Annotated in this window: 12 protein-coding genes and 1 riboswitch; of the genes, 2 read left to right on the top strand and 10 right to left on the bottom strand. The window is 66.0% G+C overall.

The features are described 5' to 3' along the window. Positions 1 to 119 precede the first annotated feature (119 nt). Positions 120 to 1,682: a phospholipase D family protein gene (locus JTJ31_RS15065; RefSeq protein ID WP_207539551.1), complete on the top strand. Its 1,563-nt coding sequence runs from the start codon at positions 120 to 122 to the stop codon at positions 1,680 to 1,682. A gap of 24 nt (positions 1,683 to 1,706) precedes the next feature. Here JTJ31_RS15065 and JTJ31_RS15070 read toward each other — a convergent pair whose 3' ends face one another. Then, positions 1,707 to 2,969, bottom strand: a complete 1,263-nt coding sequence (locus JTJ31_RS15070) for a D-amino acid dehydrogenase (RefSeq protein ID WP_236020282.1) — start codon at positions 2,967 to 2,969, stop codon at positions 1,707 to 1,709. A 134-nt stretch (positions 2,970 to 3,103) separates the two neighbouring features. Then, a riboswitch (glycine riboswitch) is annotated at positions 3,104 to 3,202 on the bottom strand. Positions 3,203 to 3,378: 176 nt separating this feature from the next. Then, positions 3,379 to 4,254 (bottom strand): VOC family protein, encoded by an 876-nt coding sequence (locus JTJ31_RS15075; RefSeq protein WP_207539553.1) that lies wholly within the window; start codon positions 4,252 to 4,254, stop codon positions 3,379 to 3,381. Positions 4,255 to 4,668: 414 nt separating this feature from the next. On the opposite strand from JTJ31_RS15075, the gene JTJ31_RS15080 reads away from it, so the two are divergent. After that, complete coding sequence (locus JTJ31_RS15080) at positions 4,669 to 5,370, top strand: CBS domain-containing protein (RefSeq protein WP_207539554.1); 702 nt, start codon at positions 4,669 to 4,671, stop codon at positions 5,368 to 5,370. Here the strand turns inward: JTJ31_RS15080 and JTJ31_RS15085 are convergent. The 8 genes from JTJ31_RS15085 to JTJ31_RS15120 all read right to left on the bottom strand — a co-directional run bounded on the left by JTJ31_RS15085 (position 5,358) and on the right by JTJ31_RS15120 (position 13,050). Then, positions 5,358 to 6,323 carry a LysR family transcriptional regulator gene (locus tag JTJ31_RS15085; protein ID WP_207539555.1) on the bottom strand — a complete coding sequence of 322 codons (966 nt, stop codon included), beginning with the start codon at positions 6,321 to 6,323 and terminating at the stop codon, positions 5,358 to 5,360. The two genes, JTJ31_RS15080 and JTJ31_RS15085, sit on opposite strands and share 13 nt — an antisense overlap. Before the next feature lie 734 nt (positions 6,324 to 7,057). After that, a complete protein-coding gene (locus tag JTJ31_RS15090) occupies positions 7,058 to 8,860 on the bottom strand; it encodes a family 1 glycosylhydrolase (RefSeq protein WP_207539556.1) in 1,803 nt (600 codons plus the stop codon). Further along, positions 8,857 to 9,912 carry an SDR family oxidoreductase gene (locus JTJ31_RS15095; protein WP_207539557.1) on the bottom strand — a complete coding sequence of 352 codons (1,056 nt, stop codon included), beginning with the start codon at positions 9,910 to 9,912 and terminating at the stop codon, positions 8,857 to 8,859. Before JTJ31_RS15095 ends, JTJ31_RS15090 begins: the two co-directional genes overlap by 4 nt. Then, the gene (locus JTJ31_RS15100; protein ID WP_207539558.1) at positions 9,912 to 10,472 is read right to left on the bottom strand and encodes a cytochrome b; all 561 of its coding nucleotides are present in this window, start codon (positions 10,470 to 10,472) and stop codon (positions 9,912 to 9,914) included. The genes JTJ31_RS15095 and JTJ31_RS15100 overlap by 1 nt, the downstream gene beginning before the upstream one ends. Positions 10,473 to 10,524: 52 nt before the next feature. Further along, positions 10,525 to 11,262 (bottom strand): hypothetical protein, encoded by a 738-nt coding sequence (locus tag JTJ31_RS15105; RefSeq protein WP_207539559.1) that lies wholly within the window; start codon positions 11,260 to 11,262, stop codon positions 10,525 to 10,527. Between the two features lie 43 nt (positions 11,263 to 11,305). After that, positions 11,306 to 11,770, bottom strand: a complete 465-nt coding sequence (locus JTJ31_RS15110; RefSeq protein ID WP_236020283.1) for a PAS domain S-box protein — start codon at positions 11,768 to 11,770, stop codon at positions 11,306 to 11,308. Beyond that, positions 11,752 to 12,390 carry a 5-formyltetrahydrofolate cyclo-ligase gene (locus JTJ31_RS15115; protein ID WP_207539560.1) on the bottom strand — a complete coding sequence of 213 codons (639 nt, stop codon included), beginning with the start codon at positions 12,388 to 12,390 and terminating at the stop codon, positions 11,752 to 11,754. Before JTJ31_RS15115 ends, JTJ31_RS15110 begins: the two co-directional genes overlap by 19 nt. 6 nt (positions 12,391 to 12,396) lie before the next feature. Beyond that, positions 12,397 to 13,050, bottom strand: coding sequence for a hypothetical protein (locus JTJ31_RS15120; RefSeq protein ID WP_207539561.1), 654 nt, complete (start codon positions 13,048 to 13,050; stop codon positions 12,397 to 12,399). Positions 13,051 to 13,129: the final 79 nt, after the last annotated feature.

Below are 13,129 nucleotides of genomic sequence, written 5' to 3' on the forward strand. Positions count from 1 at the left end.
CTGGTGGGTCCGACCGGAAAGCCTGTGGGGGAAACTGCTGCCCTTTCTCGGGCCTTGGAGCAGACACTGGGACCCGCGGGTAGGCACCGGTGGCTGGATGGCTGTTCAGGATTTTGTGGGTGGGGACCGCGCTCCTGCTGGTGGCGATTGTCGGCCTTCGCCTGCTCTATCCGCTTCCGCCTCTGGAGCCTTGCCCAGCTTCCGCCGCGTTGACGGACACGGAGGATACGCCGCTCGGCCTTGGGGCAGGGCAAGCGACCGTCCGGCAGCCAGGACTGAGCGGCGTCCATCTCCTGGATGACGGGCCCGCCGCCTTTGCGGCGCGCGTCCTGCTGGCGCGGTCAGCCACGCGCAGTCTCGACCTGCAATACTACATCTGGAGGGGCGACCTCTCGGGCTCTCTGTTGCTCGACGAGATCCGCGCGGCGGCGGGCCGCGGTGTTCGCGTCCGCCTCCTGGTGGACGACAACGGCACATCCGGTCTGGACGGACCGCTCGCCGCGCTCGACGACCTTCCGAACGTCGAGGTCCGCCTGTTCAATCCCTTTGTCCTGCGCTGGCCGAAGTGGGTCGGTTATCTCACCGAATTCTCGCGGCTGAACCGGCGGATGCACAACAAGAGCTTCACTGCCGATAACCGGATCACGATCATCGGAGGGCGGAACATCGGCGACGAATATTTCGGCGCCCGCGACGAGGGCCTGTTTGTCGATCTGGACGCCCTCGCGGTCGGCCCGGTGGTCAGCGACGTCTCCGCCGATTTCGACCGCTACTGGAACAGCGCTTCCGCCTATCCGGCCTCGCGCGTCCTGCCCGCCGTCAGGCAGGAAGACCTCGCGCGGATCGTCAACGCGGCGGCCGTCGCTCGCAACACACCAGCCGCGCAGGCCTATCTCGCATCGGTCCAGACGCTGCCGATCATCGAGGAGGCACGTGAAGGGACGCTGCCCTGGACCTGGGCGGCGGTCAGGATGGTGAGCGACGACCCGGCCAAGGCGCTCGGACTGGTGCCACGCGAGAGCCTTCTATGGCCCACGCTCAGTCGGGCCATTGGGCAGCCGAGACGAAACCTCCGCCTCGTTTCCGGCTATTTTGTGCCGACCGATGCAGGGGTCGAGATTTTCTCAGGCTTGGCCCGCGATGGGGTGGATGTTGCCATCCTGACGAATGCGCTGCGGGCGACGGATGTGCCCGTCGTTCACGCGGGCTATGCCTATCAGCGCGAACCGCTACTGCGTGCCGGCGTGCGGCTCTATGAACTCCACGGCATCGGCGGGGGGCCCGTTGTCGCCGAAGGATCGCGGGCCCTACTTGGAGAGGGCTCTGGACCACGCGGGTCACGTGTCGTGGGCGGATCGGCACTTCACGCCAAGACCTTCGCGGTCGATGGCGAGCGCCTTTTCGTCGGGTCTTTCAACTTCGACCCGCGTTCGATTCATCTGAACACGGAGCTGGGCTTCGTGATCGAAAGCCCGCCCCTGACGCAGGCTGTCGAGACCAGCTTCGCAGCGCGGGTCCCGGCCCAGACCTATGAGGTCCAGCTCGGGCCGGATGGAGGCATTCTCTGGATTGAGAGGCGCGGCGGCGAGGTCATCCGGTACGAGAGCGAGCCAGGGACGACCTTTCTGCGGCGGGCCGCAATCTGGCTGCTCTCGTTCCTGCCGATCGAATGGCTCCTGTGACGAATTGGCCTTCCCGCCTGACGTTCAGGCATTCGTCCCGGCACTCACAAGGACGGCGACTGCCTCGGCCGTGGCGGCCGAAAGCGTCCAGCCCAGGTGGCCGTGGCCGGTGTTGTAGAACACCCGCGGATTCCGGCCACGCATCACGCGCGGCATCATGTCGGGCATCATCGGCCGCAGCCCCGCCCAGGGCACCGCCTGGCGCGTGCTCATGCCGGGGAAGTGGGCACGACACCACGCGACGAGGGGAGCGATGCGCTCCGCCCGGATGTCGCGGTTGTAGCCGCTGAACTCCGCCGTTCCCGCCACGCGGAAACGGCGCTGTCCCAGTCGGCTGGTCACGATCTTGGCCTTGTCGTCGAGCAGGCTGACCCAGGGTGCGGCCTCCTGGTCCGCCGCCTCCTCCAGGGGTACCGTGATCGAGTAGCCCTTCACGGGGTAGATGTTGATCCGGTCACCGAGCGCCTGGCCGAGCCGACGTGACATCACCCCGCCGCAGATCACCAGCTTGTCGAAATGATGCTTCTCGGTCGGGTGCGGGGTGCCGTCTGCCTTGGGCTCAACCGGCCGGCTGATGACCGTGGTGTCGTAAGTGTTCGCGGACGTCGAAAGCACCTCGGTGCAGAAGCGCATCCGAACCCCGAGGCGGGCGCAGGCCTGCGCCAGGCCATGGGTGAACTTATGGATGTCGCCCGTGAAGTCGCTCGGCGTGTAGAAGCCCGCGTAGATCTGGCCCTTCAGCGCGGGCTCGATGGAGCTGATCTCGGCGGGTGTCACCGCCCGCCTCTCCAGCCCGCCCTTCCGCAGTAGCTCGGTCACGCGGGAGGCCGCCTCGAAGTCTTGCTTCGTGTGATAGAAGTGCAGGATACCGCGGTTCTCCGCGTCGAAGTCGATCCCTTCCTCCTCGGCCATGCGACGGAGATGCGCCCGCGCCTCGATGGCAAGGCGGGCCGAGGTGACCGTGTTCTCCTCATAGCGCGGGATCGAGGCGACGAACTCAGCCATCCAGGAGAGCTTGTGCCACGAGGGGCGGGGGCTCACGAGCAAGGGTGCTCCGGGCGTGAGCATCCACTTCATGCCCTTCAGCACCGTGGCCCAGCTGTTCCACACCTCGGCGTTGGACGCCGAAAGCTGGCCGCCATTGGCAAAAGAGGTCTCCATCGCCGCGTAGGGATGGCGGTCGAAGACGGTGACCGCATGGCCGCGGCGGGCGAGGTTGTACGCGGTGGTGATGCCGGTGACGCCAGCGCCGATGATGGCGACGGTCTGAGGACCCGAGCGAGGCATATGCATTCTCCTCCCGCGCCTTCGCGCGGGTCGAATGCCCCCTCTGTCATTGGCCTGAGAGCATCACCGCTGCTCCATCGCGGGGCAGGGGCTTACACCGTCGGCGGGAGCGGCTGCTCCACTTTTCAGAGTTCAAAATCGGCGCGGTGCTGAGCCTGAGAGTTTCCGGGGCGGTTGCTCCTTCGGCGCCGCAACGACCTTTCAGCCGCTGCGATCTCTCCCGCAGCGCCATTTGACCAAGGCCGGAAGTTTATGTCAATTCTGTAATTTGTGGCTGGCTGTGTCCTCGCGGCCGCTGCCAATACAGATTTCGCGCGCAGGATTTTCGGCAGCAACAAATCGGACGATGCATGCTTCGTCCGAGGCCCGGCTGGGCGTGATTGGTCGCGCCCGCGAGTGAAGAGGCAGTTCAGCCGGGAGCCACGATGATCACAGTGCCCCAGGGATCGCACAGCATCCTCTCTCCGCTCTCAGCCTTGACGGTCATGCCTGCCGCCCGCGCGCGGGCCTCGACGGCGCTGCCGTCGGCGCCGTTTCGGATCATCAGTTCAACGGCGTCGAGGCCAGCCATACCTTCCATGCGTGGCCCGGCGCCTCCGCTGCGCCAGGTGTTGGCTGCAAGCTGGTGATGGTAGCCGCCTGCGCCGAAGAAGCTGGCTTGGGGAAAACGGCAGGTCACTTCGAAGCCAAGGAGGTCACCATAGAAGTGCTCGGCCTCCGCGATGTCGCCAACCTGCAGATGCACGTGGCCGATCGTGCTTTCCGTCGGCATGCCGGTCCAGGGGCCATCGGCTACGCGCATCAGTTCTTCGAGATCCAGCCTGTCGTTCGTCATCTCAACCTTTCTGCCGGTGCGGTGCCATGCCGACACTGGGCGGTCGGAGTAGATCTCGATCCCATTGCCCTCCGGGTCGGCGAGGTAGACTGCCTCGCTCACTCCATGATCGGCAGCGCCATCCAGGCCGATGTTCCGTTCTTTCGCGAAACGCAGCCATCTGCCGAGGCTGGTGCGGTCGGGCAGGATAAAGGCTGTGTGGAACAGGCCGGCCTGACGGCCTTCGAGCGCAGCGAAACGTGGATCGCCGATCAACTCCATGAGGGGCTGTGCGCCTGCGCCAAGGACGGCGCGTCGGTTTGATTGCTTCACCGGCACTAGGCCCAGAATGTCGCGGTAGAACTGGACGACCCCTGAAAGGTCGCGCACCCGTAGGCGGACGCGGCCGATCCGCATTGGCGCCGCGTTGAGGTCGAAGGAGGGGTCGAGATGTTGGTTTGAGCCGGACATGAGGTCCTCCCGGCCCGAAACGTCTCAGAAAAGGTGAAGGATGCGTGGCGTGGCCAGGGAGGCTGCCCAGGCTGTCGCGCGCAGGGCTGGCGGGTCAGGGGCGAATGCCTGCTCCGGCAGCCGCGTCGCGGCTGCGGAGTGTCTGGGCCGGCGACCGAGCCCGCTGACACCCGTGGACTGGCCGCCTGGGCCGGGTCACCTGCGCCGTGCTTTCTGCAATTTTGACGGAGTGATGGGCTCGGCTGCAGCCGGCGCTTCCGGAAGAATGCAGCATCATTGCACTCATCGTGCATTGAATTTCGTTGGACCTTTTTCGGGCGGCAGCCTCATTCTCTTGACGGTATCTCCGGTTCGGGTGGCGCCCGAGTTCTCGCGCGACCACTGGTCTTTTCGTCAGGCGATGAGGAGGAGGTCATGGACAACGCGACGGCTCGAAGTGTGATGACATCAGAGGTCGTGGTCATTCCGCCGGATGCGCGCATCCTGAAGATCGCTGCGTTGATGCGGCAGCACAGGATTTCGGCGGTTCCGGTCGTGGACAAGGGCGGCGCCTTGGTTGGAATCGTCACGGAGGCCGATCTGATGCGCCGCCTCGCCGTCATGGCAGAGAAGCCGCCATCTTGGTTTGCGTCTCTTTTCGCGGATCCCTCGGAGGAGGCGGACCGCTTTGCCCGGTCGCATGGCTTCGTGGCTGAAGAGATCATGACGACAGAACTGGTAACCGTTTCGCTCGAAACCCCGGTCGCTGAGATCGCCGCCTTGCTGGAGCAGCGCCACATCCGTCGGGTGCTGGTGGTCAAGGCCGGACGCTTATGCGGCATCGTCAGCCGTGCGGATCTGCTTCGGGTCCTCGATGAACCAAGGAACGATGCGGCTGACGCCTCCGACGAGCGCATCCGTCTTGCGGTGATCGCGGCGATGCGCCGCGAGCATTGGGCCTACAGCCCTTATACGAGCATTTCTGTTGAAGACGGCGTGGTCACGTTTCACGGCTTCTCGCAGGACCGGGCGGTTCAGCGCGGGCTTCGCGTCCTGGCTGGGTGCATCCCCGGTGTGAAAGGCGTCGTCGACAAGACAACGCTCATGCCGCCCGAGATGCTTTATCAGGCGCTGTAGGCCCGGTAGCGTTTGCGAGCCTTGCGGTCTGGCCGTTTCGCCTTCTGGCGTGGCGCTGCCATTTCGCGGGCCGGATGGGGCTCCGACGCTCGGGTGGTGTCCGCCTGCGACACGATGGCCGCGTGGCGCAGGCCTGCCAGCGCCGTCTCCATCAATTCGCGGTCGCCACCGTTCTGCGCGTAGACGGCGTAGGCCGGGTAGATGAACTCGGGCGCGCCCTGCACAAGCTCGAGCTGACCGCTCGCCAAGTGGGATCGGACCGCGCCGAGGCGGAAGTACCCTGATCCGCCCGCCTGGAGGATGTAGGTCAGTGCCAAGGGGCCGAGGCCGACATGCAGGCCAGGTTCGGCCCGGTCGGGAAACGCCATGCCGTGTCGGACGGCGAATTCCGGGCCCCAATCCACATAGACGTAATTGTCGCCGTTGCTCTTGGCGCGCTGTCCGGGCGCCTTTACCATGACAAGCCTTTGTTCCGCCACAAGGTCCACCTTGAGGCCCGCGCGGTAGCGCGGCGCGTAGACGACGGCCAAGTCGAGGATGCCCCCTGCGACCTGGTTGGCCAGGTCATCGGCAAGACCGATGCTGACGCGCAGAGCGACATCGGGCGCCGAGCGACGCATCCACACCAGCCATTCCCGGAGAAGCGGCTCCCACAGGCTCAGTTCGCCGCCGATCGCCAGCATCGCCCGCCGGCCGGCCGGTACGGCGACTTCGTGGCGCGCCCGCTCCCAGAGCTGGATCATCTGCGGCGCATGGCGAAGAAACTGCTCGCCCGCCGATGTCAGCACCGCACCCGCTTTGTTGCGGACAAAGAGTGGCCGGCGGAGTTGCTCCTCAAGTGAGCGGATCCGCGCGCTGACCGTCGTCTGCGCCACATGCAGCTGGTCGGAGGCACCCACAAAGCTTCCAGCCGAGACGATGGCGAGAAAGGTGCGAGCGAGTTCGATGTCCATGGGCATTTTCTCGCACGGATGAACGCAAGATTTTCGCTTGAATCGTCCAATATATTTCGTTGGACCGTCGGCTCCGCCGTGGGTCCAGCCTCCCGGACGGGACCGCCCAGAAGAGGAAGGGATGGCGGAGAATCCGAATTTGGAGCGGCTCTCCGAGAGTTGGCGCTCTCACGACAGGGCCCGCCTGGGACACCTACGCCGATCCTCCTCGCGCGGCAGGGGCTGGCAGCTTACTGGCACTGCGCAGCAGAGTCGTTTCTCCTGCCGCGGCAGACGCGGCGCCCCGCCGGGCGTCGAGACCCACGTGGAGCCGCCGGTGCAAGGGCGGAAAGGCGCAGCCAAGCGTCAGCCCCCACAAGAGGAAGCCCAGAAAAACCCCGAGGGCCGGGTTTCCGATCAAGGTGGGTCGCCCAGGCAACCACTGCAGCAGCGGCACGGGCACAAGCAGCCACAGCGCGAAACCAAAGGCCATGCCGAACAGCCACCCGCCGCGAGGGTCATTGGCGGCGCGTTGGAAGGTCAATCCGTAGAGCAGGCCGCTCCCTGCCATCCCTCCAAGGCAGGCCAGAACGCCCATGAGCCAAGGGCTTGTCCCCGTCCGCCCCAGTGCATCGAGCGATCCAAGGGCGTGCAGAACGGCGAGCATTGGCAACGCGGCCGCGAGGCCAGAGAGAGCGCCGCCCAACATCGGCCTTTGCGATGGGCCGGCCTCAAGACCGTGGGCCCGCAAGATCCTAAGCATCACACGCCTCAGCAGCTTCATGCAGCACCGTGTCGAGGGGCGCGCTTCGAGAAAGTTCCGAGTCAAACAGGTGCGCGAGATGTCGATAGGCCTGGCCTACCGGGCGCGGATCGCGGTTGAGATCGAACAAGCCGACCGGGTTCACGTTTCCCAGCGGTTCGCGCATCCCGATGTCCCAGTCCACCTGATCGGTCAGCGAGAACCAGGTGAAGCCGACGATCGGCACGTTGCGCTGGCGCATGAGCTGCACGTTGTGCCACTGCCGCCACAGCCAGCGTGGAGCCTCGCGCGCATCAAGGTGGTTCGTCTCGGTGTGCATGAGCGGCCGCCGATAGCGCTCGTAGTATTGCTCGGCGACGACGTACCAGCCAAACAGCTCGCCCAGGGCCTGCACGCGGCGGTCGCTGTCGATGAGTTTCTCGTTCCAGTCATAATAATCGACGCCGAGCACGGCCCGATCGCGCACGCGCTGGCCCATGAACCAAGCGTACTCCTCGTCGGGCATTCCGTTGACGGCGAGATGAGCACGCATTTCCTCGCACACTGGTCTGGCATAGAGCAGATCGAGCGGCAGAAACCGGCGCTCGTTCTCGAAGGCAGCGATGCGGCGGATTTCCGGGTCTGGACAGCAGGGCTGATAGAACTCACCGCTCTCGCTGTTCACGAAGACCGCGTCTGGTCGCTCCTCCGCGATCGCCTGCATCATCAGCACATTCGCCTTGGCGAGGTGACGGACCGCGGTCACGAAGGCTCGCTCGTCCCGGAGCTGCTCGTTCCACAGACCATCGAGCGCGCTCAGCTTTGCGCAGACATACATTTCGTTCACCGGGGTGTAGAGCCGCACCCAGGGGAAGCGGCGCGCGAAGGCCCGCGCGTAATCGGCCAGTGCCCGTGGCACTTCCGGATTCTGAAAGTTGCCGAGCCAGTCGGGAAGGCCGAAGTGACACAAATCCATGATCGGCACGATGCCGAGCCTCTGCATCTCGGCAGAGACTTCATCGGGGAAGGACCAGTCGTACCGATCCGCCCCGCGGTGAACGAGGTGCAGAGGCGGTCCGTAGCGCAGGTAGCGCAGGCCGAGTTCGCGGACCAACGCCAGGTCGGTGCGCCAGTGGCGGTAGTGGCCGCAGGCCTGCATCTGGTCCATCCGCCAGCTTCCGCCCTCAATGGTGGGATAGCTGCACTCGATGCCCGTGGCGAGCATGAAGCGCTCGTGGCTTTCCTGACGCGCCTGGCCGCGAGAGGCGAGGATGTGAGCCGCGCCTTTCCTGCCTTTCGCAAGGCCGATCCGCGGAGGTGGGCCGCCCGTGGGCGCACCAACCGGCCGCACATACAGCCAACCGAGTGTGACCCCCCAGAGAAGATGCCCAAGGGCGATCGAGATTGGTTCATGCAGACGGCCGGGCAGGCCGGCGAATCCGAAGTGCGGAAGCGCGGCCGCCTCGGCGCCGCGCAACTGCATGAGTTCGAATTGCGGGTGCACGACGAGGATGGCAAGCGTCATCGGAATGAAGGCGAAGAGCAGCCCCTGCAGCACGGGGCGAATCGGCAGGTCGGACCAGAAGAAGTAGGCGTAGAAGATGGCCCAGATGGCGCCGACCAGAAAGTGAAGCAGCAGGCCTGCGCCCCATGATACCCAGACGCCTACTCCCGGTGCCGCGACCGCGCCGAGCGTGCCCACGATGTCGGCGACAGGCAGCCCGAACAGAATCAGCAGCCGGGCAAGCGCCTCCCAGACCGCGGCTCCCGCTACGCCGGCGAGGATGACCTTCCGATATGCAACCTTGCGGATCATGACCGGAGTGGGGGCGAGGTGGTGTGCGCGCGGCGTCGCGCCAGGGCGATGGCCAATCGCGACGCCATCCCGGTCACCAGGAGGGCCGACGCTGCCCGTGCGAGTGCCGCACTGATGCCAAGAACCTGCGGCTTGGCCTCGTCTTCAAATGGGCCTCGCACACCCGCATCGTCTCCGGCAGGGTGGTTCAGAATGCTGGTCCCGTCACCCGCCGGCTCGAGCGACATCTGCGCCTCGTAGGCGCTTCGCGCGAGGTAACGGTCGAACAGGCCGGGCGCCACCATCGTCCCCAGGATCGCCCCGATGGCGGGCATGCCGACCCAGAACTCACGGGGAGCGTGAAGTGCGGCGCGGACGATCTGCCGAGCGGCTGCCTCGGGCTCGAAAATCTTTCCGACGGGTCGGTGCCGGCGCGGCATGTGGGTCCGCGACCAGCTGAACTGCGGCGTGTTCACGCCGGGAAGCTGCACCATCGTCAGCCGCACGCCGCTGCGGTCGTGCAGCAACTCGCAGCGGAGGGAGTCCGTGAAGCCACGGAGGGCCGCCTTGGCGGCGCAGTAGGGTGCCTGCAGCGGGATTGAGCGATAGGCGAGAGCCGAGCCGACCTGCACGATGGTGCCGCCGTCCGCTTCTCGCATATGCCGGAGGGCGGCGAGCGTGCCATGCACGGCGCCGTGATAGGTCACCTCCGTCACCCGCCGCCACTCCTCAGGCAGGACGCGCTCGGCAGGTCCGAAGACGGTTGCCATGGCGTTGTTCACCCATACGTCCAGGCGACCCCATTGGGCGACGACCTGATCAGCCGCGGCGGAGACCGCAGCGCCATCGGCAACGTCGAGGGGGATAACCAGCGCCGCTCCGCCTGCTGCCTCCACGTCCCGGCGAGCGCCTTCCAACCCGGCGTGGCCTCGCGCCAGCAGCGCCACGCGCCATCCCAGGCGGGCGAAGGCCACGGCCGTCGCCCGTCCAATGCCCGCCGACGCACCAGTCACGACGAGGACGGGCGCGGCCGACCCGCCGTTCCGTGCGGGCCGAAGGAGGTGCGACGACATCAGAGCATCTTTCTCAGCGTGCCGTCGCGCCGCACGAACTGGTGCCAGAGCGCAGCCGAGACGTGGAGCACGATCATGCCGATGAGGCTCCAGGCCATCAGGCGGTGCGCGAAAGTGACCATCTCGGCCAGCGGCACGTTCTTTCCGACCGGATCGGGGAGGGGCACCAAGCCGAACCAGGTGAGCGGAAAGCCCCAGGCATTGGTCGCGATAAAGCCCAGCACAGGCATCACCAGAAGCCAGAGATAGAAGGCCCCGTGGTTCAGCCGGGCGGCGAGCTTGAGCGCATCCGGCAGATCCGCCGGTAATGGCGGAGCCGGATGGCCGAGGCGCCAGATGAGGCGGGCCAGGGTCACCAGCCCGATCGTGACGCCGATGCTCTCATGCAGGTTGTACAGCGTCATCTTGATCGCCTCTCCGGGCTCGGCATGGGCGATCCAGAGGCCCAGCATCGCGGCAGAGAGAACCAGCACCACGGTGAGCCAGTGAAAAACGCGCGACGTTGTGTCGTAGCGCGCGGGGACAGACTGGGCACGCAAGACGTTCACGGCGGTCGACATCGGCAGCCTCCCTTCTGGGTGGGCGCTGCGAAAGCGCCCCGTTCGTGAGCGGTCAGCGGAACAGCAGCGTGAGATAGGATGGCGCCACGGCCGGCTTGCGGGGAGCATCGCCTTCGGAAAGGCGCGACGTGAGCGTGATGCTGAGCGCCATCAAAGGCGGGGCTTGAGGTTCTGCGGCCCGTTCATCGGCGCCGATGTCACAAAGCCGGTCGAGCAGGTCGATGGCCTTGTTCCAGTACCATTCCTCATCGTCGGCCGTCGGTGCATCGGCCGCGCACAAGGTGATCAGGTGCCCCGCGGCCTCCGCCACGCGCTCCTTCAGCTCAAAAGGCGTGCTCTGCTCGCCTTCGGCGAGGAGCTTGGCGCGCGCGGCTGTGATCTCGCCGATGAGGACGCGTTTCGCCCTTCGGGTCCACAGGCGCCAAAAGAAGCCGCGCTCCCGTCCTTTGGCGCGCTCACGCCCCGCTTCAAACAACGTCTTGGGGACAACCTCCTCAAGAATGGCGCGGCACAAGATGGCCGCCCGCAGGCCGTCGAGCCCGTCATTGGTGCCGAGGATGCGAGGCACGAAGACCTTCAGGCGCTGACGCGCCTCTGGAGGCATCCGGTCATTGACCGGGATCGCCAGGGCCCGGATCACCGCCGAGGCACAGCGGGGGCGATCGGTGTGACCTTCGCCTGCCAGGCAGGCGACCAGCGACATGACGCAGAACTGGCCGAGAAGCGGGTCACCAACCCCTTGGACAAGCTCCACTGCTTCGCAGACCGTCTCCAACTGCGGACTGTTCATCGTCCTTCCTCCTTGGCTGCCTCCCCGGGAGGGAGGCTGGGTCTCATGCCGGCTCGGTTGCGCTTCTCCGGTTCTCAGCGAGTTCGCGTCGCAGCGACCGCATCTCCTCGAAGCGGCGGGTCACGTCCCGCAGGATGGCGGCCATGCCCTCCATCCGCCCGTTGGGCCCATGGAGCGGCACAATGGTGAACTCGACCGAGATGCGGCTGCCATCCCCTCGCATCGCGGGCACCGCGAGCAGCCCGTCCGAGCCATACCGGCTCTCGCCGGTTTCGATCACGCGCTGGAATCCGGCCCAATGACGGGCCCGCTGCGGCTCGGGGATGATGAGGTCGAGCGACTGGTCCAGCGCATCAGAGGCTGGAATGCCGAAAATGCGCTCGGCGCCGGGGTTCCAGAACCGGATGATCCCGTCCTCGTCGGCCACGATGATGGCGTCCGAGGCCGTGTCGAGCAGCGCGCGCCCGACCCGATCGAGTTCCGAAGAACTCAGTTCCCCACCACACATGGCACTTCCTCCTTTCTCGCTGAGTAGGTCACGTGCCGGTCGCAATCCGTGCCGCGCTCGGTGATGACCAGATCCATCGGTATGTCGTGTGGCTGCGGGTAGATCGTGCCCAGGCGCGACATCTCGAAGCCAACACCGATCGCAATCGGCTTTGGCGCCATGGCCGCCAGGGTCCGGTCGTAATATCCGCCGCCATAGCCCAGCCGGTGGCCGCAGCCGTCGAACCCGACCAGCGGCACCAGCAGGATGTCCGGGAGAAGGGTCTCTCCGCGCGCGGGAATGGGGATGTCCCAGAGATCGGGGACCATGGCAGCCCCAGGCCGCCATTCCCGGAAAATCACGGGCCTCCCCCGCTCCACGACCACCGGAAGCGCCAGGCGGATGCACCGGTGATGCAGCTGGCGCGCGAGAGGCCGCGGGTCGAACTCGCCCTTGAAGGGCCGAAAGAAGCCGAGGGTGCGCGGTGCGCTCTGGGTCGCATCGACCATGAGGCTGAACAAGTGGTCGGTGATGATGCCATCCCGGACCTTCCGCTCCTCGCGCGGCACAAGGAGCCGTCGCGCGATCAGGCGCTCCCGCTCGGCGCGTCGCCAAGCGCGCACTTCGTCCCAGCTGGGCATGGCCTTCTATTCCTCCTCTTGCGCTGCGGCGCAGTGCCTGCGGAGGAAATGCTGCAAGCTGGCGGACACGTCCTGAAGGTCGCGTCGCAAGCTTCGGTCTTCGATGCGCGGCAAGGCATCGCGCAGGTCGAGGGCGAGTTTCCGCAATGTCTCAGGAGTCGGTTCCTCCTCCACCGCCGCCAACTGCAGTGGCGATGTGGCCTTCGTTGCTCGGCCGTTGATCTGGGCGATGTGGCGGCGCAGCATGCTGCCGAGCCAGGCGCGCTCGAGAGGGGTGCGTGCCCATCGCACCGCGAGGAGGTCTTCCAGGAGCACCAGGATCTCAGCGCGCGTCAGAGGACCGAGGAAGGAAGGCGAGAACTCACGAAGGAAGCAGGGCGGCGAACTGCAGGAGATAAGGGGGATGTCGGGGTCGTCTTCGCGCGAGGCGGCTGCCTCACGCCTGTGATATCCGTTCATGTGCGCTTCTCCGCTTGTGTTGCAGCCTTGACGACTTTCAACCATCGCGGGGAGGAGGGCTGCGGTGCCTCCGCGGCGAAGAGTTCGATGCGCGTCCTTCAGCCGGCTTTTGTCAGCGCCGTCGGCAGTCAGGAATCGACTCAACACTGTCGCCGCGCCGTCCGAGAGATGCGGTTGATCCGCTGTCGCCATCGGTTCCATCTCAAGCGACAGCCTCATGAGTCGAAGGATGCAAAGCAAACGAAAATCAATGCAGGAAGAGCGCAAGTTTATTGCATTA

It is taken from the genome of Sabulicella rubraurantiaca (genome assembly GCF_017355885.1).
Classification (GTDB): domain Bacteria; phylum Pseudomonadota; class Alphaproteobacteria; order Acetobacterales; family Acetobacteraceae; genus Roseococcus; species Roseococcus rubraurantiacus.

Excerpts from the sequence above, each read along its gene's own strand:
- JTJ31_RS15085 (WP_207539555.1), bottom strand. The coding sequence starts at position 6,323 with ATGGACATCGAACTCGCTCGCACCTTTCTCGCCATCGTCTCGGCTGGA.
- JTJ31_RS15095 (WP_207539557.1), bottom strand. The coding sequence starts at position 9,912 with ATGTCGTCGCACCTCCTTCGGCCCGCACGGAACGGCGGGTCGGCCGCG.
- JTJ31_RS15075 (WP_207539553.1), bottom strand. The coding sequence starts at position 4,254 with ATGTCCGGCTCAAACCAACATCTCGACCCCTCCTTCGACCTCAACGCG.
- JTJ31_RS15110 (WP_236020283.1), bottom strand. The coding sequence starts at position 11,770 with ATGTGTGGTGGGGAACTGAGTTCTTCGGAACTCGATCGGGTCGGGCGC.
- JTJ31_RS15105 (WP_207539559.1), bottom strand. The coding sequence starts at position 11,262 with ATGAACAGTCCGCAGTTGGAGACGGTCTGCGAAGCAGTGGAGCTTGTC.
- JTJ31_RS15100 (WP_207539558.1), bottom strand. The coding sequence starts at position 10,472 with ATGTCGACCGCCGTGAACGTCTTGCGTGCCCAGTCTGTCCCCGCGCGC.
- JTJ31_RS15115 (WP_207539560.1), bottom strand. The coding sequence starts at position 12,390 with ATGCCCAGCTGGGACGAAGTGCGCGCTTGGCGACGCGCCGAGCGGGAG.
- JTJ31_RS15070 (WP_236020282.1), bottom strand. The coding sequence starts at position 2,969 with ATGCCTCGCTCGGGTCCTCAGACCGTCGCCATCATCGGCGCTGGCGTC.
- JTJ31_RS15120 (WP_207539561.1), bottom strand. The coding sequence starts at position 13,050 with ATGGAACCGATGGCGACAGCGGATCAACCGCATCTCTCGGACGGCGCG.
- JTJ31_RS15080 (WP_207539554.1), top strand. The coding sequence starts at position 4,669 with ATGGACAACGCGACGGCTCGAAGTGTGATGACATCAGAGGTCGTGGTC.
- JTJ31_RS15090 (WP_207539556.1), bottom strand. The coding sequence starts at position 8,860 with ATGATCCGCAAGGTTGCATATCGGAAGGTCATCCTCGCCGGCGTAGCG.